The following is a 26442-nucleotide window of genomic DNA, read 5'->3' as shown; positions in this document are numbered from 1 at the left end:
GCCCTCCCGTTCGAGGGGTTCTACAGGTACTGACCGGTGTTGGCGACGGTGTCGATGGACCGGCCGGCTTCGGTGCCCTGCTTGCCGGAGACGAGCGTGCGGATGTAGACGATCCGCTCGCCCTTCTTGCCGGAGATGCGGGCCCAGTCGTCGGGGTTGGTGGTGTTGGGCAGGTCCTCGTTCTCGGAGAACTCGTCCACGCAGGCCGTGAGCAGGTGCTGCACCCGCAGGCCCTTCTGGCCGGTTTCGAGGAACTGCTTGATGGCCATCTTCTTGCCGCGGTCGACGATGTTCTGGATCATCGCGCCGGAGTTGAAGTCCTTGAAGTAGAGGACTTCCTTGTCGCCGTTGGCGTAGGTCACCTCGAGGAAGCGGTTTTCCTCGCTCTCGGTGTACATGCGCTCGACGACGCTCTGGATCATGCCCTGGATGGTGCCCTCGCGCGATTCGGAGTGCTCGGCCAGGTCGTCCGGGTGCAGCGGCAGGTCGGCGATGAGGTACTTGGAGAAGATGTCCTTGGCCGCCTCGGCGTCCGGCCGCTCGATCTTGATCTTGACGTCCAGGCGGCCGGGCCGCAGGATCGCCGGGTCGATCATGTCCTCGCGGTTGGAGGCGCCGATGACGATGACGTTCTCCAGGCCCTCGACGCCGTCGATCTCCGACAGCAGCTGAGGGACGATGGTGTTCTCCACGTCGGAGGAGACGCCGGAGCCTCGGGTGCGGAAGATCGAGTCCATCTCGTCGAAGAACACGATCACCGGGGTGCCCTCGGAGGCCTTCTCCCTGGCCCGCTGGAAGACCAGGCGGATGTGCCGCTCGGTCTCGCCGACGTACTTGTTGAGCAGCTCGGGGCCCTTGATGTTGAGGAAGAAGCTCTTGCCGGACTGGCCGGTCTTCTCCGCGACCTGCTTGGCCAGGGAGTTGGCGACCGCCTTGGCGATAAGCGTCTTGCCGCATCCGGGCGGCCCGTACAGCAGCACGCCCTTGGGGGGCCGGAGCTTGTGCTCGCGGAACAGGTCGGCGTGCAGGTAGGGCAGCTCGATGGCGTCCCTGATCTGCTCGATCTGCCTGCCGAGGCCGCCGATCTCCTCGTAGGAGATGTCGGGGACCTCCTCGAGGACGAGCTCTTCGACTTCGGACTTGGGTATGCGCTCGTAGACGTAGCCGGAGCGAGGCTCGAGCAGGAGCGAGTCGCCCGCCCTGATGGGCTGGCCGACCAGCGACTCGGCCAGTCGCACGACGCGCTCTTCGTCGGCGTGCGAGATGACCAGGGCCCGCTTTCCCTCGTCGAGCAGTTCTTTGAGCATGACGATCTCGCCGACCTCTTCGTAGCCGAGGGCTTCGACCACGTTGAGCGCTTCGTTGAGCATGACCTCCTGGCCACGCCGCAGCGAGTCGATGTCGACGGCAGGGCTGACGTTCACGCGGAGCTTGCGGCCGCCGGTGAACACCTCGATGGTGCCGTCTTCTCTGGTCTCGAGGAAGGTGCCGAAACCGGATGGCGGCTGCGCCAGCCGGTCGACCTCCTCCTTGAGAGCGACGATTTGGTCCCGGGCCTCCTTGAGTGTGGCGACCAGGCGTTCGTTCTGGCCGGTCACGGCCGCGAGATTCGCCTGCGCCTCGTGGAGACGCTCTTCGAGGACCCTGGCCTGACGGGGTGACTCGGCCAGCTTCCGCCTCAGCGCGGTGATCTCCTCCTGCAGGAAGGAGACCTGTGTTGAAAGATCAGCGACCTCCCGTTCGCGCTGCGCGGCTCGAGCCTCAGCATCATCGCGAGCTGCCACGCCCCGTCACCTCCTTCCCAGTCGAGGGCGACTACTAAGGACCTTACCTATCTCGGGCCCCTCCGTAACCTGGCCGGGCAGTGTTCGTAGAGTGACATTCAGTGTTCGGTGATTAATCCCCAATAGTGCGTTTAATACTCCCAGCACAGGAACACGACAATCTGTTCCCGTGTCACGCACCAACGCACCCTCGTGGCCAAATTGTCATAGTTCTTCGGTGGTCCCCTTCGGTCGACGGCGTCTCGGCGGGGGCGTCACTCCGTCCGCCATGCGGCGGGCGGTGACAAGGAATCCCGTGTGACCGATCATCCGATGATCGGGTCTTACCGCGAGCCCTTCGACGTGCCAGTCGCGAACCAGGGTCTCCCACGCATGCGGCTCCGTGAAACACCCGTGATCGCGAATCGTCTCCACGGTCTTGGACAGCTGCGTGGTCGTGGCGACGTAACAGCAGATCACGCCGCCCGGGGTGAGCGCCTTGGCGGCGGCGTCGACGCACTCCCAGGGGGCGAGCATGTCGAGGATCACCCGGTCGACGTCGGCCTCGTCGATGGAGGCGACCAGGTCGCCGACGACCAGGCGCCAGTTGTCGTCCATGGGGCCGCCGAAGAACTTCTCCACGTTCTTGCTCGCCACGTCCGCGAACTCCTGGCGCCGCTCGTACGAGGTGACGTGCCCGTCGGGGCCGACGGCGCGCAGCAGGAAGCACGTCAGCGCTCCGGAGCCGACGCCGGCCTCGATCACCCGCGCGCCCGGGAAGACGTCGGCCATGCCGACGATCATCGAGGCGTCCTTGGGGTAGATGACGGCCGCGCCGCGCGGCATGGCCAGCGTGTAGTCCTGCAGCAGGTGGCGGAAGGCGAGGTACTGGGTGCCGCCCGAGGAGCGCACGACAGAGCCTTCAGGCTGCCCGATCAGATCGCTGTGCGGGATGGCGCCCTTGTGGGTGTGGAAGACGCCGTCCTCTTTGAGCGTGATCGTGTGGCGTTTGTTCTTGGGGTCGGTGAGCTGCACCTGATCCCCCGCCTGGAAAGGCCCATGCCTGCGGAAACCCATGGCCGCAAGGTTATAGGGCTTTCGAGGGCGTCCGGACGCACGGTATCTATGGGGGATGCTCCCGCGCGACGTGATCTCCACCGGCCCCCTGATCCTGCGTCCTCCCGCGGAGGAGGACATCGAGGCGATCGTGGAGGCGTGCAACGACCCGGTTACCGCCCGGTTCCTGCCCTTGCTCCCGTCGCCGTACGGGCCGCAGGACGCGCGCGGCCACCTGGAGAACGCGGCGGCGAAGTGGTCGGACGGCGGCGCCGAGTTCGTGATCACGGAGGACGGCCGGTACGTGGGCTCCGTCGGCCTGCGCGTGCCGGACCAGTGGGGCGTGGCCTCGATCGGCTACCTGGTGGCGCCGTGGGCGCGGGGCAGGAGCGTGGCGGCGAGGGCGGCCAGGGCGGTCACCGACTGGGCGTTCGACCACGGGGTGCGCCGGGTCGAGCTGCAGGCCGCGGTGGAGAACGTGGCGAGCCTGCGGGTGGCCGTCAAGGCGGGCTTCCTGGAGGAGGGGCGCCGGCGGGACGCCAAGCGGCTGCGGGACGGCCGCTACGTCGACATGGTCACCTTCGCCCGGCTCGCGGGGGACGCGGCGCCGGCGGAGCCGTACCTGCCGTTCTTCGCGGACGGCGAGCTGTGCGACGGCGTGGTGCGGCTGCTGCCGCTGGCCGCGGAGGACGCCGCCGACTTCCACCGGATGCTGGGCGACCCGACCGTGGCGGAATACCACTTCGGGCCGACGGGCACGCTGGAGGAGCACGAGCGGCGCTGCCGGTCCACGGGTTACTGGTGGGTGTCGGGGCAGCGGATCGAGCTGGCCGTCAGGGACGCGGCGTCGGGGGCGTTCGCCGGGCACATCCAGCTGGCGCACGTGGTCCCCTCGCTGGGGCAGGCCATGGTGGGCTATTCGCTGGTGCCGGGGTTCCGGGGCAGGGGGTTCATGACGCGGGCGGTCAGGCTGCTGGTGGACTGGGCGTTCGCGAACACGGCGCTGCACCGGATCGTGGCCGGCACCGAGGCGGGCAACACGGCCTCGCACGCGGTGCTGGAGCGGGCCGGGTTCAGCAGGGAGGGCGTGCACCGGGGGCTGTTCGTCAAGGAGGACGGGACGCGGGTGGACGACGTGGCGTGGTCGGTCCTGCGGCCCGCCTGACGCGCCGCGACGGGCACGGGGAGCTCCAGGCGGGCTCCGGGCGGGCTCCGGGCGGGCTCCGGGCGGGCTCCGGGCGGGAGAAATCCTGATTTCCTGTTGAGGGCTAGTCAGGAGCCGCGTCGAGGGTGATAGTCAGGGCACCGCACTTCAGACGTCGGTTTCGCGCGACCGGGCCGCGCGAACTCTCCTCCCCCCGAGGGACCACCGCGATGCCATACAACCATGTCAATGCCGCCATGCGTGAACTCATCGCCTCGTTCTCCTGCCTGGAGGCCGCCGACCTGCTCGACCGGCTGGCGCGCACCGCCGCCGCCGTCACGGGCACGGCCTACGCGGGATTCGTGCGCGTGGACGCCCGCCGGCTGGAGGCCGAGGCGATCCATACGTACACCCCTCCCGGCGATCCCCTGCGCGTGCGCAGGTGGCTGGCCGAGTCCGGGGTGCTGAAAGAGCTGGCGACCGTGCCGGCGGCGGTCCGGCTGGCGCGCGACGCGACGGTGGGCGAGCCGGGCTTCCTGGCCGCTCCCCTGCCGCTGGCGACGCGGGACCACGCGTTCGTGTGGGTCGCCGGGCGGGCGTTCGGCGACGGGGACGAGCATCTGCTGGGCCGGTTCGCGACCGCCGCCGGGCGGGCGCTGGAGGCGGCCAGCGGGCTGGAGGCCGCGGTGCGGCTGTTGCGGGGGGTACGGGCGTTCCGTCCGGCCCAGCCGCCGGGCAGACCCGTTGGAGGCGACCGGATCCTGGGGTAAGGGACGACCGGTTGCCCGTCCCGATCGGGAGTGGAATGGCCGCTTCCCGCGCACCCCATACGCCGAAGTTTTTACCGATATTTGCTCATTTATCAGTAAATCGTGGGCTTACTGGGAGCGGGTAACGTAGCCGTCCGTGAGGATTCTCATTGTGGGCGGGAGCGGGTTCCTCGGCGCCGAGCTCGTACGGCTCTGCGTGGCCGCGGGCCACGACGTGGGCGCCACCTACCTGACCGCCCGGCCCCCGGAGCGGCCAGGGACGCGGTGGCTGCGCCTGGACGTGCGCTCGCGCGAGGACGTGGCGGCCGCGCTTGACGCGTTCGGGCCGGAGGTGACGGTCAACGCGGCGTACGGGAAGAGCGACTGGGCGGCCACCGCGGACGGCGCCGCGCACGTCGCCGTGGCCGTCGCGCGGCTGGGCGGGCGGCTGGTGCACGTCTCCAGCGACGCCGTGTTCTCCGGGGCCACCGCGCGCTACGACGAGGCGTGCGTGCCAGACCCGGTCAGCCCGTACGGGGCGGCCAAGGCGGCCGCCGAGACGGCGGTACGCGCGGTCCTGCCGGACGCGGCGGTCGCCAGGACGTCCTTGATCGTCGGGGACGGCGGCTCGGTGCACGAGTCGCGGGTGCGTTCGCTGGCGACGGGGCGGGGCGCGGGCGTGCTGTTCACCGACGACGTGAAGTGCCCCGTGCACGTCGGCGACCTCGCGGCGGCGCTGGTGGAGACGGCGACGCTCGGGCTCTCGGGGATGCTGCACGTCGCGGGGTGCGACGCGGTGAACCGGCACGAGCTGGGGGTGCTCATCGCCCGGCGGGAGGGCCTGGACCCGGCCCGCCTGCCGGCCGGTCGCCGGGCCGACGCCGGCCTCGGCGGCCCGTTCGAGGTCCGGCTGGACTGCACGGCCACGCAGCGGCGGCTGCGCACCAGGCTGCGCGGCGCCCGCGAGTTCCTGACCCCCTGACGGCGGCGTACGAGAACGCCCGCGGCCCCGGGGCGGGGACGCGGGCGTTCGGGCAGCCGGGTTATCCCCGGTGCGCCTCGAAGCGGAGCGTGCGGGAGACGCCGACCCGGACCGTCGTCCCGGGGGCGATGGTGACCGGCTCGTTCGGCGGGATGTCGTAGAAGTTGGGGTCACCGGGCGGCTGGATCTGGGTGCCGTTGACCGAGCCCAGGTCGACCAGGTTGACGTCCCAGCCGTCGAGCGCCACCCGCAGGTGGCGGCGCGACACCGAGCCGTCCGGGCTGGTCACCTTGGCGGGCCTGGCGGTGCCGCCGGCCACCTCGGGCGCCCGCTCGGGGTCGCGGCCCAGCAGGTAGTCGCTCTCCAGCGGCAGCGCGGTGCCGTCGTCGAGGATGAGCACCCCGAGCGAGGGGCGCGGCCCCTTGTAGGGGACGAGGGTGCGCTGGACCAGGGCGATGCCGCAGACCGCGCAGTAGGGCGAGCGGGGGTCGTTGAAGTGGTCGTTCTTGCAGTCGACGCCGTAGACCAGGGGCCGGTCGCCGTGGTCCTGCTGCTGCTCCTGCGGCGGCGGGCCCGGGTGCTCGAAGTGGTCGGGCGGGCCGAGCACGGGTGGCGGGGGCTGGTCGAAGTGGTCGGCCGGGCCCAGGTGCTGCGGCACCGGCTGGTCGGCCACGCCGTTGCCGAGGGGCGGCTCGTCGTAGGAGGGGAACTGCTGCTGCTCCGGCAGCGGCGGCGGCTGCTCCTGCGGCGGCGGGAAGAAGGGGGCCGGCTGCTCCTGCGGCGTGAGGTAGGGCGGCTGGTCCTGCGGGTGGGCGTACGGGGGCTGGTCCTGCGGATGGGCGTACGGAGGCTGGTCCTGCGGATGGGCGTACGGAGGCTGCTCCATCACCGGCGCGGGCTGCGGGCCCGACGGCGGCCCCGGCACGACCGGCGGCTGGTCGGCCAGCGGGTAGGGGGGCCGCTCCACCGGCGCGGGCGGCTGCGGGACCAGGTCGGCTTCGAGGTGGAAGGCCGTGGCGGGCATCTCGCTGGTGAGCGGCCTGGACGGGGCGGGCGCCGAGGACTGCTCGGTGAGGTCGCCCACGAGGCCGCCGCCGTGCACCACGCCGCCGTCGAAGCGGACCGCGGGATGCGGGGTGCCGGCGCCGGGCAGGCTCAGCTCGACCCGCTCGACGGGCCCGGACACGAGCCGGTCGGCCCAGGTCAGCGAGTCGCTGCCGGCCAGCCGCGTCTCGCCGCCGGGGGTGGCGATGACGGCCGCGGCCGAGCCGCTGACCAGGACGGCCACGCCCTCCCCCACCCGGCCGGCGACGGCGCAGGTGGCCGGGTCGCCCGCCATGTTGGCCGCGAGCACCTGCGCGGCGCGGCGGGCCAGTGCCCTGCCGTCGCCGCCGGCTGCGGCGGTCTCGCGCAGCGCGTCGAGCAGGTCGTCGGCCGCAGCCTCGCCGGCGTCGCACACCAGCAGCAGCCCGCCCGCGTAGGCGACCAGCCCGTTACCGGGAAGCGGACGCACCACCCCGAAGCCTTGGTCGGTCATGCGTCCTCCCTCATGACGACGGCGCTGCGCTGCCCATCGGTGCCCTCGCTGCGCTCGGTCACTCGTTTCTCCTCCCCGGAAGCCGGCGTTATTACGGCACCCGCACTGCCGTGCCGGCCACCAGCCATACGCATACCCAGACGAAGAGGCCGTGTCGCGGCCACGTCATCTCGATTCGATGAACCGGTGGATCGCAACAAGCCTCTTAACTGTGCAAGTTTGGCCAAACAGAACACTATCGGCCAGTCGTCACATCGCAGTAACCGGCCGGAGTCGGCTCCGGCCGCCCGAAACTGCTGGACACGACCCTATCCATGGCCCGCCGCTTAAACGAGTGGGACAAATCAGACGCCGGTGAAAACCCGGTTCACGTCGGCCGTGGCGAGCACCCCGTAGATCTCGCCACCCCGCTCCACCAGCAGATACTCGCTGCCCGGGGCATCGCGCATGGCGTCGATGAGCGGCTCTCCCTCCAGGTCGGCGGCGAGCACCATGGTGGGCTCCAGGGACTTGGCGACCGAGCCGGCGCTCACCCAGGGGCGGCGGTGCTCGGGGGTGGCCTGGACGGCGGCCTCGTTCACGATCGCCAGCGGCTGGCCGTCGGGGCCGACCACGACGAGGGCGCCCGCGCTGCGCTCGGCGGCCTGCCGCAGCGCCTCCGACAGCGGCGTCTCGGCGCTCACCGGGATCGCCCTGCGCGCCAGGGCGCGGGCGTTGACCCGCGGGATCCTGGCGCGGATCTTGGCCACGCGCAGCGACTGGGAGGCGCCGAGCCAGATGAACGAGGCCAGCACGAACGGCCACAGCAGGTCCGTCGGGTCGATGTCCTGGCCGCTCTGCAGCGCCGTGGCGATCGGGAACACGACGAGCAGCACGGCCAGCACGCGGCCGCCCCAGGCGGCGACGATGGTGCCGGAGCTGGGGTTCTTGGTCAGCTTCCAGACCCCGGCGCGCAGCATCCGGCCGCCGTCCAGGGGCAGGCCGGGCAGCAGGTTGAACACGCCGACGATGAGGTTGGCCATCCACAGCTGCCAGACGAGCACCTCGGGGATGCCGCCGCCGTTGACGACATAGACGTCGGCGGCCAGGCCGAGCCCGGCCAGGCCCAGCGACAGGGCCGGCCCCGCCGCGGCGACCAGGAACTCCTTGGCCGGCGTGGGCGGCTCCTTCTCGATCTCCGACACGCCGCCGAGCAGGTAGAGGGTGATCCTGCGCACCGGCAGGCCGAAGTACTTGGCGAGCACGCTGTGGGCCAGCTCGTGCAGCAGCACGGACACGTACAGAAGCACCGCGAACACGAACGCCACGGCGTACGCGGCCGTGCTGTCGAGTTCGGGCAGCATCTGGCGCACCCGCGGGCCGAACATCATCGTGATGAAGGCCGCCACGATGAACCAGGTCCATGAGACGTACACCGGAATGCCGAACGGCCTCCCCATCCGAAGACCGGAGAACTCCTGCCGCGGGCTCTGCTCGCTCACCGCACTCCTTGAACGTCCATTACGTGCTGTTGCTGCCTTGATGCTACGCGCCGAATCGTGTGATCCTCGTTGCGCAAGGGCTATTCTGTCGGGCTCTTGACCTAGAGTGCGGTGCATGACGTTGACCGAACCGGTGATCATCGGAGCTCTCTCCCCCTCCCGGGCGGGCGATTTCATGACATGTCCCCTGCTCTACCGCTTCCGGGTGATCGACCAGCTCCCCGAGAAGCCTTCGCAGGCTGCGGTGCGGGGCACGGTGGTGCACGCGGTCCTGGAGCGCCTCTACGACCTTCCGGCGCCGCGGCGCTCGGTCCAGGCGGCGCTGGAGCTCCTGGAGCCGCAGTGGCATCGCCTGCTGGAGGAAGACTCGCAATACTCGCGGATGTTCGCCGACGAGGCCGAGCAGGCCGAGTGGCTGGCGCAGGCGCGCGGCATGCTGGAGCGCTACTTCACGCTGGAGGACCCGACACGGCTGGAGCCCGCCGAGCGCGAGCTCTACGTGGAGGCGGTCCTCGACGGCGGGCTGATGCTGCGCGGCTACGTCGACCGCCTCGACGTGGCGCCGACCGGCGAGGTCCGGGTGGTCGACTACAAGACGGGCAGCGCGCCGGGTCCCGACTTCGAGGCCAAGGCGCTGTTCCAGATGAAGTTCTACGCGCTGGTGCTGTGGCGCCTGCGCGGCCAGGTGCCCCGGCTGCTGCAGCTGGTCTATCTGGGCGGGCAGGGCGAGGTGCTGCGCTACGCCCCGGACGAGGCCGACCTGCTGGCCACCGAGCGCAAGGTGATGGCGCTGTGGGCGGCGATCGAGCGGTCCCTGGAGTCCGGCGAGTGGCGCGCCCGCCCCAGCCGCCTGTGCGACTGGTGCGACCACCAGGCCCTGTGCCCGGAGTTCGGCGGCACACCCCCGCCCGTCCCCGACCGCCAACCGGGCGACACCGTCCGCACCCACCGCCGCGCCGCCACCGACGAACTCTGACCACCCCCTGATCCGCCCCTCCCCGTCGGCCCCACCCAGCCCCACGTACGAGCCCGAGCGCGACGGGGTTGCCGCACATCGGACGCGCCACTTAGCCACCCTGCGCCACTCGGCCGTGCATCACAGGGCCGGGGTTGTCAGGCGCCGGTGCGGCGAGACGGGGTACGGCGCTGCCCGGCGCAACGCACGCGGCGCTCAGCCGGGCGGCGACTCCCAGCCGGTGCAGTGGCGCTCAGCCCACGTGGCGGCGTATGGCCGCAGGCGGGTACGCCGTCAGCGAGCACAGGGCGCCCCCACCCCGCAGGCTGTGGCGTTTGAGGATGTATGGGCGGTAATCCTCCCGAGGGAGGAGGTTACGGGTTTTCACCTGGGCCTACAGTGAAGCGGTGCGCATAGACCGGACCACGCTCCACGACACGGTGCTCGCCGGGGTGGTGGCCGCGGCGTCGGTGGCGATGTTCGTGCTCTACGGCCCCGACCGGCTGGAGGCGCAGGGGCTGGCGGTGGACGGCATGCGCGCGCCCGACCCCCTGGGCGGGGTCCTGGTGGTGCTGGCGTGCGTGCCCGTGGCGGCGCGCAGGCGGTGGCCGCTGGCGGCCATGTGCGCCGAACTGGTGCCCGAGACGCTGCTGACCGTGCTCGGCTACGGAACCGGGGTCTCTGGGCTGGCCGGGCTGATGCTGCTCTACTCGGTGGCCTCCTACCGCGGGCTGGCGATGGCGCTGGCGGGGCTGATGATCTCGCTGGTGACGTACGTGCTGGGCGCCCTGGCGGGCCCGCTCAGGGCGGCGAGCTGGAGCGAGCACGTCGTGGTGGCCGTGGTGCTGGTGGCGGTGTGGGGCGCGGGGCGGAGCCTGCGGCTGCGCCGGGCGTACCTGGACGAGCTCAAGGACCGGGCGGAGCGGCTGGAGCGGGCGCACGCGGCCGACACGAGGGCCGCCCGCGCCGAGGAGCGCTCCCGGATCGCCCGCGAGCTGCACGACGTGGTGGCCCACCACGTCAGCGTGATGACCGTGCAGGCGGCCGCGGCGCGCCGGGTGCTGGCCTCCGATCCCGACCTGGCGCGCGAGGCGTTGTCGGCGATCGAGCACACCGGGCGGATGGCGATGACGGAGATGCGCAGCATCGTCGGGGTGCTGCGTACCGACGCCCGCGCCGAGCTGGGCCCGCAGCCCGGCGTGCGGGACCTGCCCGCGCTGGTGGAGCAGATGCGCGAGGCGGGGCTGCCGACCCAGCTGATCTTGGAGGGCGAGCCGCGGCCGCTGCCGGCCGGGGTCGACCTGGCCGCGTTCCGGCTGGCCCAGGAGGGGCTGACGAACAGCCTGCGGCACGCGGGGACGGGGGCCAAGGCCGTGGTGACCGTCCGCCAGGACCCCCGTGAGCTGGACGTACGGGTGGAGGATGACGGGCTGGGCGCGGCCGGGGTGTCCGCGCGGTCAGGGCATGGTTTGGTGGGCATTCGCGAACGGGTCGCACTCTATGGTGGAATCCTCAACATCGGTCCGCTACCGGGGGGCGGTTTCGAAGTGCGGGCGAGGTTCCCGTTGAAGGACGGCCAATGACGATCAGAGTGCTGCTGGTGGACGACCAGCCGCTGCTGCGTACGGGATTTCGCCTGATTCTGGAGGCCGAGCCCGACATCACGGTGGTGGGCCAGGCCGGCGACGGCAAGGATGCCATGGAGCAGACGCGCGCGCTGCTGCCCGACGTGGTGCTGATGGACATCCGCATGCCGGGGGTCGACGGCATCGAGGCGACCCGCAGGATCGTGCGGGAGGCGGCGCCGACGGCGCACGTGCCGAAGGTGCTGGTGCTGACGACGTTCGACCTGGACGAGTACATCGTGGAGGCGCTGCGCTCGGGCGCGTCGGGGTTCCTGCTGAAGGACGTGCCGCCCGACGAGCTGGTGCAGGCGATCCGGGTGGTGGCGGCCGGCGACGCGATCGTGGCGCCGAGCGTGACGCGGCGGCTGCTCGACCGGTTCGCCAAACGGCTGCCGTCGGCGTACGAGCAGCCCGCTCCGGCCCGGCTTGACCGGCTGACGGAGCGGGAGCTGGAGGTGCTGCGGCTGATCGCCAAGGGCATGTCCAACGCGGAGATCGCGGCCAAGCTCGTGGTGAGCGAGACGACGGTCAAGACGCACGTCGGCAACGTGCTGACCAAGCTGGGGCTGCGCGACCGCGTGCAGGCCGTGGTGCTGGCCTACGAGACCGGCCTGATCACCCCGGGCACCTACTCCTGAGGCTGCGGGCGCGCCCAGGCGGGCGCGCCCGGGGTCAGGACGCGGCGGCGGGGGCGGCTTCGGCGGCGGCGGCCGGGGCGTTCTCCGGGAAGTGGCAGGCGACCCGGTGGCCACTCGCCAGCTCCTCCAGCGGCGGCTCGACCTTCTTGCAGATCTCCTGCGCCTTCCAGCACCGCGTGTGGAAGCGGCAGGCGGGCGGCGGGTTGAGCGGGCTGGGCACGTCGCCGGTCAGCCGGATGCGCTCGCGCTCCCTGCGCGCCTTGGGGTCGGGCACGGGCACGGCCGACAGCAGGGCGTTGGTGTACGGGTGCATCGGCGCGGTGTAGAGCTGCTTGCGGTCGCCGATCTCCACGATCTTGCCGAGGTACATGACGGCCACCCGGTCGCTGATGTGCCGCACCACCGACAGGTCGTGGGCGATCACGACGTAGGTGAGGTCCAGCTCGTTCTGCAGGTCTTCGAGCAGGTTGACGACCTGGGCCTGGATGGAGACGTCGAGCGCCGAGACCGGCTCGTCGGCGATGATCAGCTTGGGCTTGAGCGCGAGCGTCCGGGCGATGCCGATGCGCTGCCGCTGCCCGCCGGAGAACTCGTGCGGGTAGCGGTTGTAGTGCTCGGGGTTGAGCCCGACCAGGGCGAGGATGTCCTGGACCGCCCGCTTGACGCCGTGCTCGGTCTGGACGCCCTGGATGCGGAACGGCGCCCCGACGATGGTGCCGACCGTGTGGCGGGGGTTGAGCGACGAGTACGGGTCCTGGAAGATCATCTGCATGTCACGGCGGAGCGGCCTGAGCTTGCCCTGCCCCATGTGCGTGATGTCCTCGCCCTCGAAGACCACCTTGCCGGCGGTGGGCTCGAGGAGCCGGGTGACCAGCCGGCCGGTGGTGGACTTGCCGCAGCCGGACTCCCCCACCAGGCCGAGCGTCTCGCCCTTGAACACGTCGAAGCTGATCCCGTCGACCGCCTTGACGGCGCCGACCTGCCGCTTGAGCAGGCCCTTCGTCACGGGGAAGTGCTTTTCCAGGTTCTGGACGGAAAGCAGCGGCTCGTTCTTGGGCTCGGTCACTGGGTCTCCAGCAGTGGCTTGATCTCGTTCTCCCACAGCTCCCGCCGCTCCGTCCGGTCCATGTGGCAGCGCACGAGGTGGCCGCCCTGGGTCTGGAGCAGCTCCGGCACCTCGGACCTGGCCTTGCCCGCGGTCCGCTCCACGTAGGGGCAGCGGGGGTGGAAGGCGCAGCCCGGCGGCACGTTGATCAGCGACGGCGGGGAGCCCTTGATCGGCAGCAGCCGTTCGGTGGGCTCCCGGTCGAGCCGGGGCATCGATCCCAGTAGACCCCAGGTGTAGGGGTGCTCGGGACGGTAGAAGATGTCGTCGGTGCTGCCGTACTCGATGCACTTGCCCGCGTACATGACGAGGATGTCGTCGGACAGCTCGGCCACCACACCCAGGTCGTGGGTGATGATGATCAGCGCGGAGTTGAACTCGCGCTGCAGGTCGACCATGAGGTCGAGGATCTGGGCCTGTACGGTCACGTCGAGCGCGGTGGTGGGCTCGTCGGCGATGAGCAGCTCCGGGTCGCACGACAGCGCCATGGCGATCATGGCGCGCTGGCGCATGCCGCCGGAGAACTCGTGCGGGTAGGAGTCGACGCGGCTCTGCGGCTCGGGGATGCCGACCCGGCCGAGCATGTCGATGGCGTGCTTCTTCGCCACGGCCTTGGTGACCTTGTGGTGGATGCGGTACGCCTCGATGATCTGGTCGCCGACCGTGTAGAAGGGGTGCATCGACGACAGCGGATCCTGGAAGATCATCGCCATCTTCTTGCCGCGCAGCCCGCGCACGTGCTCCTGGGTAGCGCCGACGAGCTCCTCGCCGTCGAGCCAGATCTCCCCGGAGACGTTGGCGCCCTTGCCCTTGTGCAGGCCGAGGATGCCGAGGCTGGTGACCGACTTGCCGGAGCCGGACTCGCCGACGATGCCGAGCGTCTTGCCGCGCTCGAGGTCGAACGTCAGCCCGTCGACGGACTTGACCAGGCCGTCGTCGGTCGGAAAGTGGATCTTGAGGTCCTTGACCTGCAGGAACGCGCTCATGCCAGCCTCACCCTCGGGTCCACGACCGCGTAGAGCAGGTCGACGATCAGGTTGGCCAGGATGATGAAGGTGGCCGCCACCAGGGTGACGCCCATCACCTGGGGTAGGTCGTTGCGCTCGATGGCGTCTCTGGCGTACTTGCCGATGCCGGGCAGCGAGAACGTGCTCTCGGTCAGCACCGCGCCGCCGAGCAGCAGGCCCAGGTCCAGTCCGAACATGGTCAGCACCGGGGTGAGCGTGGCCCGCAGCCCGTGTTTCAGCACCACGACGCGTTCGGGCAGGCCCTTGGCTCTGGCCGTGCGGATGTAGTCCTCCGACATGGTCTCCAGCATGCCCGCCCTGGTGAGCCGGGCATAACCGGCGGCGTACAGGAAGGCGAGCGTGATCCAGGGCAGCATCAGGTTGTTGGCCCAGATGAGCGGGTCCTCGCTGAACGGCACCCAGTCGGCGACGTCGCCGACGAGGCCGAGCTGGTCACGGAAGATGGCCAGCGACACGATGCCGGTGAAGAAGATCGGCAGGGACACGCCGGCCAGGGCGACGCCCATGGAGACGCGGTCGAAGAAGCTGCCGCGCCGCAGCGCGGACACCACGCCGGTGGCCACGCCGAAGACGACCCACACCACGGCCGCGCCGATCGCCAGCGACAGGGTGATCGGTATGCGGTCGAGCAGGTCGGGCAGGACCGGGTTCTGCGTGACGTACGAGTAGCCGAGGCAGGGCGCCGGGCACAGCTCGACGCCGGGACCGTAGTTGCGCTCCACGCCGACGAAGATGCCCTTCACGAACCGCCCGTACTGGACCACGAGCGGGTCGTAGAACCCGAGCCGGATCGCGGTGTCGTGGATGACCTGTTCATTGGCGGCCTTGCCGACGTAGCGGGAGGCGAGGTCGTCAGCGGACATCCCAGCGAGCCGAGGCACGAGGAAGAAGATGGCGAACGTCGTGATGCTCACCACGAAGAGCAGCATGACGGCCGCTATCAACCGTCTGAGAATGTATGTGAACACTGATCTCGGCCATGGCGGCCGGGCCTCGTGAGCCCGGCCGCCGGAGCCTTCACCTGCTTTCGACGTACGTGTCCGGCGGGGTCGCCTGACCGGTTACTGGGTGCCCAGCGTGAGGTACTCGTACATGCCCCAGTTCTGGCTGACGAAGACGTTCTTCAGCGTCGGCGGCCGGTAGAACAGGCCGTGCGCCCAGACGTAGGGCAGGATGTACGCCGAGTCCATGACCTGCTTGTCGACCTGGGCCCAGATGGCGTTGCGCTTGGCGGCGTCGGTCTCGCCGGCCGCCTGGTCGATCAGCTCATCGATCTTCGGGTCCTTGACGCTGAGGTTGGTGTTACCGGCGTCGCGGATGACACGGCTGTCGACGATCTGCTGGAAGAAGCCGAAGCCCTCGGGGTAGTCGGCGCCCCAGCCGTAGACCATGAGGCCGAGGTTGTTCTTCTTGGCGAAGTCGGGCTTGCCGGCGTACAGCTTGAAGTAGTCGCCCTGCGGGTAACCCTTGATCTCCAGCTTGATGCCGACGCGGCCGAGCGACTGCTGCAGCGACTCGGCGGTCAGCTTCTCGGCGGCGCGCTCGTTGCGGTAGGAGATCGTGGTGCTGAAGCCGTTGGGCTGGCCGCAGGCCGCGAGCTCTTCCTTGGCCTTGGTGACGTCGCCGGTCGGGTTGGCCTCGACGCCGTACGGGTCGATCTTCTGGTAGCCGGTCATCTTCGACGGCATGAGGCTGAGCGCGATGTCGCCACCGGCGTCGGGGCCGCCGTAGGCGCCCTGGAGCGCGGCGCGGTCGGCCGCGTACATCACGGCCTTGCGGCAGTGGATGTTGTCGAACGGCTTGACGTCACCGTTGATGTTGGTGAACCAGGTCCGGTCGATCGCGGCCGAGTCGGCGTACTGCTTGACCTTCGGGTCGGTCAGGACCGTCTTGCGGGCGTTGGCCGCCACACCGGTGCTGTTGATCTTGACGTCGATCTTGCCGGACAGCAGCCGCTGGTCGAGGTCGTCCTCGTTCTGGCCGAGCAGCACCTCGACGGAGTCGTTGAGCTGCTTGCGGTTGGGGTCGGTGGCCGGGTCCCAGTTCGGGTTCTTCACGAGCTCGATGCGCTTGGTGAGCTCGTGCGACTTGAACATGTAGGGGCCGGTCGAGACCGGGTGCTCCTTGTACTTCGAGCCGGTGTCCTTGGCGGCGGGCACGGGGGCCGTCTGCGGGAGCATGGCGAAGTAGTCGAAACCGCCGTACGCCTTCTTCAGGTGGAAGACGATGGTCTGGTCGTCAGGCGTCTCGACGGCCTTGAAGTCGTCGAGCTTGTCCTTCATCTTGTACGGGCCGGTGTAGCCCTGCACGTCGAGCCAGTCGTTGAAGTAGGTCGGGCCGCTGGGCAGGATGTCCTTGTCCAGCGAGCGGGCCACGGCGTACTTGACGTCCTTCGACGTCACCGGGCTGCCGTCCTCGAACTTGATGCCCGTGCGCAGCTTGTACGTCCACGTCTTGCCGCCGTCGCTGGGCGTGCCCAGGCCCTCGGCCAGGTCGCCGACGAGCTGCAGGCCCTCCTCGCCCGGCACCGGCTTGAACATGGTCAGCGCGCGCGTGTACAGGCGTGAGAAGTTCCACGCGTAGCCGTAGTACTGGTCACCCGGGTCGACGGAGTCGAAGTCGCCCGGCATGCCCATGTGGAGGGTGCCACCGGTCTTCTCCGACGGGTTGACGACCTGCGTGACACCCGCGTTGTACTGGCTGGCGGGCTTTTCGTCACTGCCGGTGCCGCTGGTGCTCTTGGCGCCGCCGCCACCGCCACACGCCGACACGACCACGGCGAGAGTGGCGGTCATCGCCACCGCCGACGCCTTTGATCTTATCTTCATCGACCTGACACACCCCTTGTATCTAGGAGTTGAGAACTTGCTGAAAAACTCACGAGGGTCTATCGGGCCTTGGGATCGAAGGCGTCCCTGAGGCCGTCACCGAGCAGGTTGAACGCCAGCACGGTGATGAAGATCGCGAGACCGGGGAAGATCATGAAGTTGGGCGCCACCTGGTAGTTGTGGACGGCGTCCGACAACATGCCTCCCCACGTGGGAGTCGGCGGCCGCACGCCCACGCCGAGGAAGGACAGCGCGGCCTCGAACAGGATGTTCGAGGGGATCAGCAGCGTCGAGTAGACGAGGATCGGCGCCAGGAGGTTGGGCAGGATCTCCTTGAACAGGATGGTGTGGTTGCGCGCGCCCAGGCTCCTGGAGGCGTCGACGAACTCCCGTTCGCGCAGGGACAGCGTCTGGCCCCTGATGATGCGCCCGATATAGGGCCAGTTGAAGAAGCCGATGATGAACACCAGCAGGCTGATCCTGAGCGTGTCGCCCGACATGCCGAACGCCTTGTCGGGGATGACGCCGGCCAGCGCCAGCGCGAACACCAGCAGCGGGAAGGCCAGGAAGATGTCCATGAGGCGGCTGATGACGGTGTCGATCCAGCCGCCGAAGAAGCCGGCGATCATCCCGAGCACGGTGCCGAGCACGACGCACAGCAGCGTCGCGAAGAACGCGATCAGCAGCGAGATTCGGGCCCCGTACAGGACTCGGCTGAACAGGTCGCGGCCCGAGTCGGGCTCCACGCCGAACAGGAAGTCACTGCTGATGCCGCCGAAGGCGCCCAGCGGCGCCCCGATGGAGGGGTCGAGCTTCTCGCGGTGCCACTCGCCCGGCGGGTGCCCGAACCACGACACCAGCAGCGGGGCGAAGACGGCGATCAGGATGAGCAGGAGGATGACGATGCCACCGGTCATCGCGATGCGGTCGCGCTTGAGGCGCATCCACGCGATCTGCCCCAGGGAACGTCCCCTGATGACCGAGGTCCCCGCCCCCTCAAGAGCGGTCTCCGGCCCTGCTTCGATGGCCGATTCCGGAACATCGAGCGGTGCGGTCATGCCAGTAGCCCCCTGGATTCCAGACGACATCGTCCGTGTCGGCGCGGTCCCGGTCAGGGTAGTGCGCCCATGCGTGCGAGGTCCGCGTGTCGCGGCCCCAGGAGGCAGAATCTATGGCCTGAGCTGGTGTGACTAGTCCCTCTGTGCTCTATGTGGCTTAACTGTGATTCACCAGAAACTCATTCGTATCGATCTTGAGGAGAATGTCTACGAGCCGTCCCGGTTGCGTCTCGGAACTGTGACATTGCCGATTTCGTCCTTGGATTCAGCTGATGCCACGCTTTTTGAGCAGCGCCTCGATATCCGCGAAATCGTCCTCGGCCTTGGGAGATTGCTTCGGGGCGACGGCGGGCTGCTGTGGTTTGGGGACGGTTTTGTTCGCTGAGGGCTTAACCTCGGGGGCCTCATCGGGGGTCTTCCTCCTGAAGCTCGCCAGTTTCCTGCCGCGCATGACTCCCGACGCCACGAACAGCACCACCGACAACCCCGCCACGGCCACGCCCGCCCAGGTGAAGGGGTTGAACACCAGGCCGGTGACGAACCCCACGATGGTCGTGCCCACGGTCCACAACATCTGCAGCGCGCCCGTCAGGTAGGCCGCCGCCGGCAGCAGCGCCCATGCCGCGACCCGGATGCCCGAGGCCGCTCCCCTGCGCCTGAAGGCCAGGAAACTGAGCACCAGGCCCAGCAGGGTCAGTCCGGCGCACAGCGGCAGCCAGAGGGTCGGATTGAGCATCACGCCACTCCTCGTGTCGACTACGTTTCCATCCTGGCACGCGAAACGCCGCCCGCTCCTCCTCCGCGAGAACCACTTGCCCCTTAGGGGTCACGCAGGCGGCGCCGGGCTGTCCGGCGGCGGCGGTCACCAGGTCGGCGCCGCCTCGGCGCACAGGTCCCGGATGGCGGCGACGCTCGGATGCCAGGGGCGGGCGGCCGGGCCGGTCAGGACGAGCCGGCGCTCCAGCCGCGGCAGCAGGGGGATCAGCGTGAGGGTGCCCGGCATCATGCCGGCGGCCAGGGACGGGACGATCGCGACGCCGAGCCCGGCCTCCACCATGGACAGCAGCGTGGCGAGCTCGCGGATGCGCTGGGTGGGCCGGTAGGGCAGGCCGGTCAGGGAGTGCAGGCGTCTGACCTGGGTCTCGCAGCCGGAGGTGGTGGCCAGCAGCGGGTCGTCCAGCAGATCGGCCAGCTCGACGGACTCCTCGCCCGCCAGGGGGTGGTCACTGCGCACCACGGCCTCGTAGGCGTCGGTCGCGAGGTGGAGGCCGCCGCGGGGCATCGGCTCCGGGTCGATGAGCACGGCCGCGTCGACCGCGCCGCTCTCCAGCCACTCCTCGATCTCCTCGTCGAGGCCCTCGAAGATCCTGATCTCGACGTGGGGAAGCCGCTCGTGCCACAGCCGCAGAAGACCGGGCAGCAGCCCGCGCGCCACCGTCGGGGGGACGGCCAGCCCGATCGATCCAGGGGCGACGGCGCTCGCGTGGGCGGCGGCCGCGGCGTCGAAGGAGCGGGCGGCGGCCAGCGTGGCGCGGGCGTGGGGCAGCAGCACCTCGCCCAGGGGCGTCGGCCGGACGGGAGCGGCGCGGTGCACGAGCTCGCCCCGCACCGCGCGTTCCAGCGAGGCGAGCGAGTGCGACACCGAGGACTGGCTCATGCCGAGAACGGCGGCGGCCGCCCCGAACCCTTCCTGGTCCACGATCGCCACGAACACATCGAGTTGCCGCAGAGTCACATCCATCGGTGCACCTCACCCTAGCGTCGAGGCGGCCCGGAGCGGCCCAGGGCGGCCCAGGGCGGCCCGGGGCGGCCCAGGGCGGCCCAGGGCGGCTCAGCCCGTCAGACGGTGATGAGGGCGCGGAGGTCGGCGACGGTGACGTTCTCCAGGGACGGGACCACCAGCCGGCCGGGGGCGGGGTCGATGGCCAGCAGGCTCGGGACGGCCACCACCGCGCAGCCCGCCGCCGTCGCGGCCGCGACGCCGTTGGGAGAGTCCTCCAGCACCACGCACCGCACCGGCTCCACGCCGAGCAGCCGCGCGGCCGTCAGGTACGGCTCGGGGTCGGGCTTGGTACGCGTGACGTCGTCCGCCGTGACCACGACGTCGAACCGGTCACGCCCCACGCTCTTGAGCACCGCCTCCGCGATCTCCTTCAGCGACGAGGTGACCAGCCCCACGGGCACTCCCTCGTCCCGCAGCGCGCCCAGCAGCTCCAGGGCGCCCGGCATGACGCGCACGCCCGCCGTCAGCCGCCGCACCATCCCGCCGGTCATCCACTCCCGCACCATCTCCGGGGGCACGTCGGACCCCGACACGGCCAGCATGTAGTCGACCGTGCGCTCCATGGAGCCGCCCACGAGGTGGGCCTGGTGCTCGGGCGTCCACTGGGCGCCCAGCCTGGCCATCACGTCGGTCTCGATCTCCAGCCAGACCCGCTCGCTGTCGACGAGCAGCCCGTCCATGTCGAAGAAGACCGCTTCCACGTTTGCCCCCGATCGGTAGTGTTTTGCCCTCCATTGTCCCTGCCTTGGCCGGTGCACGAAGAGACCACCCCTCATCCGGCGTGCTCGGGAGGTCACCAGGGTGGCGGCCTTCGGCCCACCGGGCCGAGCCCCTCGGCGCCGCGTCCCTGCCCGGTGGGCGACGGACCGTCGAGCGCACCCGTCCCGTGGGCAACAACCATCCGCCCGCCGGGCTGAGCGGCGACGCTCCTCGGCAGCGCCCCAGTAGGCGACGGGCCACCGAGCGCCGTCCGTCCACCCGGTGAGCGACGGGCCACCGACCACCGTCCGCCCGCCCAGCGAGCAACGGGCCACCGAGCATCGCCCATCCACCCAGCCACCCGAGCAGCGGCCCTCGTCGATGGCGCGCCCCCGTCCCGTGAGTGACGGGCCATCGGCACCGGTGAGATGGCAGTCGCCATCCCCCGGCGGCGGGTGTGGGTCAGACGTTGAAGTATTTGGCTTCGGGGTGGTGGACGACCAGGGCGGAGGTGGCCTGCTCCGGGTGGAGCTGGAACTCCTCCGACAGCGACACCCCGATGCGCTCGGGGCTGAGCAGCTCGAACAGCTGCTTCTGGTCCTCCAGGTTGGGGCAGGCCGGGTAGCCGAAGGAGTAGCGGCAGCCCTGGATGTTGACCTTGAGCATGTCGTCGAGCGACTCCTCACCGCCGATCGACCACTCCGAGCGCACCCTGGCGTGCCAGTATTCGGCCAGCGCCTCGGTGAGCTGCACCGACAGGCCGTGCAGCTCGAGGTAGTCGCGGTAGGCGTCCTTGGCGAACAGCTCGGCCGTGGCCTCGGCGATCTTCGCGCCCATGGTGGCGACCTGGAAGCCGACCACGTCGACCTCGCCGGAGTCCTTGGCGCGGAAGAAGTCGGACAGGCACAGGTGGCGGTCGCGGCGCTGGCGCGGGAAGGTGAACCGGGTGCGCTCGCTGCCGTCGTCGTCGAGGATGATCAGCGAGTCGCCGTCGGAGACGCACGGGAAGTGGCCGTAGACGACGGCCGCCTCCAGCAGCCCCTCGGTCTGGATGCGGTCGAGCCACATGCGCAGCCGCGGCCGCCCCTCGAGCTCGACCAGCTCGTCGTAGTCGGGCCCCGCGCCGCCCCTGGTGGGCTTGAGCCCCCACTGGCCGAGGAACAGGGCGCGCTCGTCGAGGAAGGCGGAGTATTCGGCCAGGGAGATGCCCTTGACCACGCGGTCGCCGTAGAAGGGCGTCGTGGGGACGGGGTTGTCGGCGGCCACGTCGGAGCGGGCGGGCAGCTGCTCGACCGGGGTGCGCTGCAGCACGGCGCCGGTCTTGACGCGCCGCTCGCGCAGCGGCGGCAGCGTCGCGCCGGCGACCCCGCGCTTGACGGCCATGAACGAGTCCATCAGCCGCAGCCCCTCGAACGCGTCGCGCGCGTAGCGCACCTCGCCCTCGAACAGCTCGGCCAGGTCCTGCTCGACGTAGGCGCGGGTCAGGGCGGCGCCTCCGAGCAGGACGGGGTATCTCTCGGACAGGCCCCTGGAGTTCATCTCCTCCAGGTTTTCCTTCATGATGACCGTCGACTTCACCAGCAGCCCCGACATGCCGATGACGTCGGCCTTCTGGTCGTCGGCGGCCTCGAGGATGGCCGAGACCGGCTGCTTGATGCCGAGGTTGACGACCTGGTAGCCGTTGTTGGACAGGATGATGTCGACGAGGTTCTTGCCGATGTCGTGCACGTCGCCCTTGACGGTGGCCAGCACGATGCGGCCCTTCGACTCGCCCTCGAGCCGGTCCATGTGGGGCTCGAGGTGGGCGACGGCGGCCTTCATGACCTCGGCCGACTGCAGCACGAACGGCAGCTGCATCTGCCCGGAGCCGAACAGCTCGCCGACCGTCTTCATGCCGTCGAGCAGCACGTCGTTGATGATCTCGAGCGCGGGCCGCTGCTCCAGCGCGGTGTCGAGGTCGGCCTCCAGGCCCTTGCGCTCGCCGTCGATGATGCGCCGCTTGAGGCGCTCCCACAGCGGCAGCGCGGCCAGCTCCTCGGCCTTGCCGGCGCGCATGGCGGCCGCGTCGACGCCCTCGAACAGCTCCATGAACCGCTGCAGCGGGTCATAGCCCTCGCGGCGGCGGTCGTAGACCATGTCGAGCGCGACCTGGCGCTGCTCGTCGGGGATGCGGGCCATCGGCAGGATCTTGGAGGCGTGCACGATGGCGGAGTCGAGCCCGGCGTTGACGCACTCGTTGAGGAACACCGAGTTGAGCACCATGCGGGCGGCCGGGTTGAGGCCGAAGCTGATGTTGGACAGGCCCAGCGTGGTCTGCACGCCCGGGTAGCGGCGCTTGAGCTCGCGGATGGCCTCGATGGTCTCCAGGCCGTCGCGCCTGGTCTCCTCCTGGCCGGTGGCGATGGGGAAGGTCAGGCAGTCGACGATGATGTCCTCGACCCGCATGCCCCAGTTGGTGGTCAGGTCCTCGACGAGGCGGCTGGCCACGCGGACCTTCCAGTCGGCGGTGCGGGCCTGGCCCTCCTCGTCGATGGTCAGCGCGACGACGGCCGAGCCGTGCTCGCGGACGAGGCGCATGATCTTCTGGAAGCGGGAGTCGGGGCCGTCGCCGTCCTCGTAGTTGACGGAGTTGACCGCGGCGCGCCCGCCGAGCATCTCGAGACCGGCCTGCAGCACCGCGGGCTCGGTCGAGTCGAGCATGATCGGCAGCGTGGACGCGGTGGCGAACCGGAACGCCAGCTCCTTCATGTCGGCCACGCCGTCGCGGCCGACGTAGTCGACGCACAGGTCGAGCATGTGGGCGCCGTCGCGGGCCTGGTCGCGGGCCGTCTCGACGCAGTCGTCCCAGGCGCCCGCCAGCATGGCCTCGCGGAAGGCCTTGGAGCCGTTGGTGTTGCAGCGCTCGCCGATGGCCAGGTAGGAGGTGTCCTGGCGGAACGGGACCGTCTGGTAGAGCGAGGAGGCGCCCGGCTCGGGGTGCGGCCGGCGCGGCGCGACCTGCTTGCCGCGGACGCGCTCGACGACCTGGCGCAGGTGCTCGGGCGTGGTGCCGCAGCAGCCGCCGACCAGCGACAGGCCGTAGTCGCGGGTGAAGGTGCCGTGCGCGCCGGCCAGCTCCTGCGCGCTCAGCGGATAGTACGCCCCGTCGGCCGTCAGCACCGGCAGGCCGGCGTTGGGCATGCAGGAGAGCTTGAGCCGCGAGTGGCGGGCGAGGTAGCGCAGGTGCTCACTCATCTCGGCCGGGCCGGTCGCGCAGTTGAGGCCCACGACGTCGACGCCGAGCGGCTCGATCGCGGTCAGCGCGGCGCCGATCTCGGAGCCGAGCAGCATCGCGCCGTTGGTCTCGATGGTCACCTGGGCGATGATCGGGATGTCGCGGCCGGAGTCTTCCGCGGCCCGCTTGGCGCCGATGACGGCGGCCTTGACCTGGAGCAGGTCCTGGCAGGTCTCGATGATCAGCGCGTCGGCGCCGCCAGCGATCAGGCCCGCGGCGTTGTCGCGGTAGGCGTCGCGCAGGAGGGCGTACGGCAGGTGGCCGAGCGTCGGCAGCTTGGTGCCGGGGCCCATGGAGCCGAGCACGAAGCGCGGCTGGTCGGGCGTGGACCAGTGGTCGGCGGCCTCGCGGGCGATCCGGGCCCCCGCCTCGGAGTATTCGAAGACGCGGTCGGAGATGTCGTATTCGCCGAGGGCGGCGAAGTTGGCGCCGAAGGTGTTGGTCTCGACGCAGTCGACGCCGACGGCGAAGTAGGCGTCGTGGACGCCGCGCACGATGTCGGGCCTGGTGACGTTGAGCACCTCGTTGCAGCCCTCGTGCCCGTGGAAGTCGTCGAGCGTCGGGTCCTGGGCCTGGAGCATCGTGCCCATCGCCCCGTCGGCCACGATGACGCGCTGGGACAACACTTCTCGGAAGGACGGGGAGATGCTCATGGGGTAGAGCTTATCGGGTGCGTCTCGAGCCTCACTCGCAAGCGGCCCGTACGCCTGTTCGCCTTGGGCGCGAAACCGGGGCTCCAGGGGTGTCTGCGGGGCCCGGGCGACGCCGGGGTGTGCGGCGGACGCTATCGTACCGACTGTCAATTGCACGCCGCGTCCAATTGGGGGTCTCGGTGGCCTACCGCACCGTACTCGTCGGCACCGACGGCTCGGCCTCCTCCTTCCGCGCCGTCTCCGCGGCGGCGTCGCTGGCCGCGGCGACCGGCGCCACCCTGGTCCTGGCCTGCGCGTACCTGCCGATGCGGGAGAGCGAGCGCGCGGCGGCCGCCGACCGGCTGGGCGACCTCGCGTACAAGGTGGGCGGCTCCACCCCGGCCGACGACGCCCTGCGGGCGGCGCGCGGGCACGCCGCGGCGGCCGGCGCCTCCGACGTGGTCCTGGCCGCCGAGCAGGGGGACGCCGTGGACGTGCTCGTCTCGCTGGCCGCCCGGCACCGCGCCGACCTGCTCGTGGTGGGCAACCGCGGGCTCAACAGCCTGGCCGGGCGGCTGCTCGGCTCCGTGCCGTCCGCGGTCTCCCACCGGGCGGCCTGCGACGTGCTGATCGTCCGCACGACCGACGGCCGCTGATTCGCGCCCTTTGCTTACGCGCACGCGCGCGCGAGGGAGCGGGCAAATGATCACGCGTGCGAAACAGCGGTAGATACGCGGCCACAGGGGGCATATGTGGCCCATAGGACCGCACATTCCACACAAGGCACACCGACCGCACCGGACGCGGACACCGCAGCCGGCGCGTGCGGGAGGCGTGGGCGTGCAGGGGCGGAAGAGATCCGGAGGCGTGGGACTGAGTGCAGGAAGTGCGAGAGACGCGGGGTGCCGGAGGCGCCGATATGGGAATGCCGGAGGCGCAGGGGTGCGGGAGGCGTGGCGGGGGCAGGAGGCAGGCGGGGCGCGGGCGGCGCACGGCTTACGGACGGGTGCGGTGAGGGGTGCGGCCAGGGCTGGGCTCGTCGGCGAGGAGGCGTGGTGAAGGGTTCCTGTGCTGGGACGGGGCTCGCGGGTTCGCGCCCTGGACGCGCGTCGCGCGTTCGCGGGGAGATCGGTGACGCCGAGTCCCCCCGACCGCATAGGCTAAGCGAGACGATGGAGAGAGGAGGCGACACGTGATTGAGCTCGAAAGGCTCCCCGAGCTCGTAGACCCGGTGCTCATTGCCGCGTTCGAGGGGTGGAACGACGCGGGCGAGGCCTCTAGCGGTGTGATCGCCCATCTCGAGTCCGCCTGGAAGGCCGAGCCGCTGATCGCGCTCGACCCGGACGACTACTACGACTTCCAGGTCACCCGGCCCGTCGTGGAGATGGGCGAGGGCCTGACCCGCTCGATCGTGTGGCCGACGACGCGGCTGCTGCGCGCCCGCCCGCCGGGCCTGGAGCGCGACGTCGTGCTGCTGCGCGGCATCGAGCCCAACATGCGCTGGCGCTCGTTCTGCGCCGACATCATCGAGATCTGCCGTGAGCTGGGCATCGAGCTGGCCGTCATGCTGGGCGCGCTGCTCAACGACTCGCCCCACACGCGGCCCGTGCCCATCCTCGGGGGCGCGACGGACGAGGCGCTGGCCCGTTCGACGAACCTCGAGCTGAGCCGCTACGAGGGCCCGACCGGCATCGTCGGGGTGCTGCAGCACGCGTTCGGCGAGGCGGGGCTGGACGCCATCTCGCTGTGGGCGTCGGTGCCCCACTACGTCGCGCAGCCGCCCAACCCGAAGGCGACGCTCGCGCTGCTGCGCCGCCTGGAGGACGTGCTGGAGATCCCGATGCCGCTGGGCGACCTCGACGAGGAGGCCCGCGCATGGGAGCGCGGCGTCGACGAGCTGGCCTCCCAGGACAGCGAGGTGGCCGAGTACGTCAAGGAGCTGGAGGAGCGCAAGGACGCCGCCGAGCTCCCCGAGGCCAGCGGCGACGCGATCGCGGCCGAGTTCGAGCGCTACCTGCGCCGCCGGGACCGGGACACTGACAGCTAACCCACAGGGATAAAAACCGCGAATTTTTCGAGATTTCGAGTAATAATCGGGGCCGTAC

21 protein-coding genes are annotated in these 26442 nt (G+C 70.4%); 8 read left to right on the top strand and 13 right to left on the bottom strand.

The features are described from left to right. Window positions 1-20 precede the first annotated feature (20 nt). Entirely contained in the window at window positions 21-1784 is a 1764-nt protein-coding gene (arc, locus tag ABZS69_RS27295; protein ID WP_355377502.1) for a proteasome ATPase, read from the bottom strand. 204 nt (window positions 1785-1988) lie between these two features. Then, the gene (locus ABZS69_RS27290) at window positions 1989-2840 is read right to left on the bottom strand and encodes a tRNA (adenine-N1)-methyltransferase (RefSeq protein ID WP_355377500.1); all 852 of its coding nucleotides are present in this window, start codon (window positions 2838-2840) and stop codon (window positions 1989-1991) included. A 55-nt stretch (window positions 2841-2895) separates the two neighbouring features. Between ABZS69_RS27290 and ABZS69_RS27285 the strand changes: the two genes are divergently transcribed. The 3 genes from ABZS69_RS27285 to ABZS69_RS27275 all read left to right on the top strand — a co-directional run bounded on the left by ABZS69_RS27285 (window position 2896) and on the right by ABZS69_RS27275 (window position 5694). After that, window positions 2896-3984 carry a GNAT family N-acetyltransferase gene (locus ABZS69_RS27285; protein WP_355377499.1) on the top strand — a complete coding sequence of 363 codons (1089 nt, stop codon included), beginning with the start codon at window positions 2896-2898 and terminating at the stop codon, window positions 3982-3984. Between the two features lie 236 nt (window positions 3985-4220). Continuing rightward, the gene (locus ABZS69_RS27280; protein WP_355377498.1) at window positions 4221-4733 is read left to right on the top strand and encodes a hypothetical protein; all 513 of its coding nucleotides are present in this window, start codon (window positions 4221-4223) and stop codon (window positions 4731-4733) included. A gap of 136 nt (window positions 4734-4869) precedes the next feature. Continuing rightward, window positions 4870-5694, top strand: a complete 825-nt coding sequence (locus tag ABZS69_RS27275; RefSeq protein ID WP_355377496.1) for a sugar nucleotide-binding protein — start codon at window positions 4870-4872, stop codon at window positions 5692-5694. A 61-nt stretch (window positions 5695-5755) separates the two neighbouring features. Here ABZS69_RS27275 and ABZS69_RS27270 read toward each other — a convergent pair whose 3' ends face one another. Then, window positions 5756-7231, bottom strand: a complete 1476-nt coding sequence (locus ABZS69_RS27270) for an FHA domain-containing protein (RefSeq protein ID WP_355377494.1) — start codon at window positions 7229-7231, stop codon at window positions 5756-5758. A 344-nt stretch (window positions 7232-7575) separates the two neighbouring features. Beyond that, window positions 7576-8712 (bottom strand): site-2 protease family protein, encoded by a 1137-nt coding sequence (locus ABZS69_RS27265; RefSeq protein ID WP_355377492.1) that lies wholly within the window; start codon window positions 8710-8712, stop codon window positions 7576-7578. Window positions 8713-8827: 115 nt separating this feature from the next. Between ABZS69_RS27265 and ABZS69_RS27260 the strand changes: the two genes are divergently transcribed. The 3 genes from ABZS69_RS27260 to ABZS69_RS27250 all read left to right on the top strand — a co-directional run bounded on the left by ABZS69_RS27260 (window position 8828) and on the right by ABZS69_RS27250 (window position 11930). Next, a complete protein-coding gene (locus ABZS69_RS27260; protein WP_355377490.1) occupies window positions 8828-9688 on the top strand; it encodes a RecB family exonuclease in 861 nt (286 codons plus the stop codon). 386 nt (window positions 9689-10074) lie between these two features. After that, a complete protein-coding gene (locus ABZS69_RS27255; protein ID WP_355377488.1) occupies window positions 10075-11250 on the top strand; it encodes a sensor histidine kinase in 1176 nt (391 codons plus the stop codon). Then, entirely contained in the window at window positions 11247-11930 is a 684-nt protein-coding gene (locus ABZS69_RS27250) for a response regulator transcription factor (protein WP_355377486.1), read from the top strand. The genes ABZS69_RS27255 and ABZS69_RS27250 overlap by 4 nt, the downstream gene beginning before the upstream one ends. Before the next feature lie 34 nt (window positions 11931-11964). On the opposite strand, the gene ABZS69_RS27245 is transcribed toward ABZS69_RS27250, so the two are convergent. The 9 genes from ABZS69_RS27245 to metH all read right to left on the bottom strand — a co-directional run bounded on the left by ABZS69_RS27245 (window position 11965) and on the right by metH (window position 24358). After that, a complete protein-coding gene (locus tag ABZS69_RS27245) occupies window positions 11965-12996 on the bottom strand; it encodes a dipeptide ABC transporter ATP-binding protein (protein ID WP_355377484.1) in 1032 nt (343 codons plus the stop codon). Further along, the gene (locus tag ABZS69_RS27240) at window positions 12993-14021 is read right to left on the bottom strand and encodes an ABC transporter ATP-binding protein (protein ID WP_355377482.1); all 1029 of its coding nucleotides are present in this window, start codon (window positions 14019-14021) and stop codon (window positions 12993-12995) included. The genes ABZS69_RS27245 and ABZS69_RS27240 overlap by 4 nt, the downstream gene beginning before the upstream one ends. Continuing rightward, window positions 14018-15031 (bottom strand): ABC transporter permease, encoded by a 1014-nt coding sequence (locus ABZS69_RS27235; protein WP_355377480.1) that lies wholly within the window; start codon window positions 15029-15031, stop codon window positions 14018-14020. The genes ABZS69_RS27240 and ABZS69_RS27235 overlap by 4 nt, the downstream gene beginning before the upstream one ends. Before the next feature lie 93 nt (window positions 15032-15124). Further along, a complete protein-coding gene (locus tag ABZS69_RS27230; protein ID WP_355377478.1) occupies window positions 15125-16891 on the bottom strand; it encodes an ABC transporter substrate-binding protein in 1767 nt (588 codons plus the stop codon). Window positions 16892-16950: 59 nt separating this feature from the next. After that, window positions 16951-17949: an ABC transporter permease gene (locus ABZS69_RS27225; RefSeq protein WP_355377476.1), complete on the bottom strand. Its 999-nt coding sequence runs from the start codon at window positions 17947-17949 to the stop codon at window positions 16951-16953. Window positions 17950-18214: 265 nt separating this feature from the next. Next, entirely contained in the window at window positions 18215-18685 is a 471-nt protein-coding gene (locus tag ABZS69_RS27220; protein WP_355377474.1) for a cellulose synthase, read from the bottom strand. A gap of 126 nt (window positions 18686-18811) precedes the next feature. Then, the gene (locus ABZS69_RS27215; RefSeq protein ID WP_355377472.1) at window positions 18812-19690 is read right to left on the bottom strand and encodes a LysR family transcriptional regulator; all 879 of its coding nucleotides are present in this window, start codon (window positions 19688-19690) and stop codon (window positions 18812-18814) included. Window positions 19691-19788: 98 nt separating this feature from the next. After that, entirely contained in the window at window positions 19789-20433 is a 645-nt protein-coding gene (locus ABZS69_RS27210; RefSeq protein WP_355377470.1) for an HAD family phosphatase, read from the bottom strand. Window positions 20434-20893: 460 nt separating this feature from the next. Next, window positions 20894-24358 carry a methionine synthase gene (gene metH, locus ABZS69_RS27205; protein WP_355377468.1) on the bottom strand — a complete coding sequence of 1155 codons (3465 nt, stop codon included), beginning with the start codon at window positions 24356-24358 and terminating at the stop codon, window positions 20894-20896. A 179-nt stretch (window positions 24359-24537) separates the two neighbouring features. On the opposite strand from metH, the gene ABZS69_RS27200 reads away from it, so the two are divergent. Both ABZS69_RS27200 and ABZS69_RS27195 read left to right on the top strand, forming a co-directional pair. Further along, on the top strand, window positions 24538-24993 hold the full coding sequence (locus ABZS69_RS27200) for a universal stress protein (RefSeq protein WP_355377466.1): 456 nt from the start codon (window positions 24538-24540) through the stop codon (window positions 24991-24993). Between the two features lie 536 nt (window positions 24994-25529). Next, on the top strand, window positions 25530-26384 hold the full coding sequence (locus tag ABZS69_RS27195; RefSeq protein ID WP_350735337.1) for a PAC2 family protein: 855 nt from the start codon (window positions 25530-25532) through the stop codon (window positions 26382-26384). The last annotated feature ends 58 nt before the right edge of the window (window positions 26385-26442 follow it).

The organism is Nonomuraea sp. NPDC005650, assembly GCF_040605375.1.
Classification (GTDB): Bacteria; Actinomycetota; Actinomycetes; order Streptosporangiales; family Streptosporangiaceae; genus Nonomuraea.
Note: the sequence above shows the minus strand (reverse complement) of the source record. Positions and strands in the feature narration are given on the sequence as shown.

What these genes read in the sequence shown, in the direction of transcription:
- ABZS69_RS27220 (WP_355377474.1), bottom strand. Translation starts at nt 18,685, where the DNA reads ATGCTCAATCCGACCCTCTGGCTGCCGCTGTGCGCCGGACTGACCCTG.
- ABZS69_RS27250 (WP_355377486.1), top strand. Translation starts at nt 11,247, where the DNA reads ATGACGATCAGAGTGCTGCTGGTGGACGACCAGCCGCTGCTGCGTACG.
- ABZS69_RS27225 (WP_355377476.1), bottom strand. Translation starts at nt 17,949, where the DNA reads ATGACCGCACCGCTCGATGTTCCGGAATCGGCCATCGAAGCAGGGCCG.
- ABZS69_RS27240 (WP_355377482.1), bottom strand. Translation starts at nt 14,021, where the DNA reads ATGAGCGCGTTCCTGCAGGTCAAGGACCTCAAGATCCACTTTCCGACC.
- ABZS69_RS27215 (WP_355377472.1), bottom strand. Translation starts at nt 19,690, where the DNA reads ATGGATGTGACTCTGCGGCAACTCGATGTGTTCGTGGCGATCGTGGAC.
- ABZS69_RS27280 (WP_355377498.1), top strand. Translation starts at nt 4,221, where the DNA reads ATGCGTGAACTCATCGCCTCGTTCTCCTGCCTGGAGGCCGCCGACCTG.
- ABZS69_RS27260 (WP_355377490.1), top strand. Translation starts at nt 8,828, where the DNA reads ATGACGTTGACCGAACCGGTGATCATCGGAGCTCTCTCCCCCTCCCGG.
- ABZS69_RS27270 (WP_355377494.1), bottom strand. Translation starts at nt 7,231, where the DNA reads ATGACCGACCAAGGCTTCGGGGTGGTGCGTCCGCTTCCCGGTAACGGG.
- ABZS69_RS27290 (WP_355377500.1), bottom strand. Translation starts at nt 2,840, where the DNA reads ATGGGTTTCCGCAGGCATGGGCCTTTCCAGGCGGGGGATCAGGTGCAG.
- ABZS69_RS27285 (WP_355377499.1), top strand. Translation starts at nt 2,896, where the DNA reads ATGCTCCCGCGCGACGTGATCTCCACCGGCCCCCTGATCCTGCGTCCT.
- metH (WP_355377468.1), bottom strand. Translation starts at nt 24,358, where the DNA reads ATGAGCATCTCCCCGTCCTTCCGAGAAGTGTTGTCCCAGCGCGTCATC.
- ABZS69_RS27230 (WP_355377478.1), bottom strand. Translation starts at nt 16,891, where the DNA reads ATGAAGATAAGATCAAAGGCGTCGGCGGTGGCGATGACCGCCACTCTC.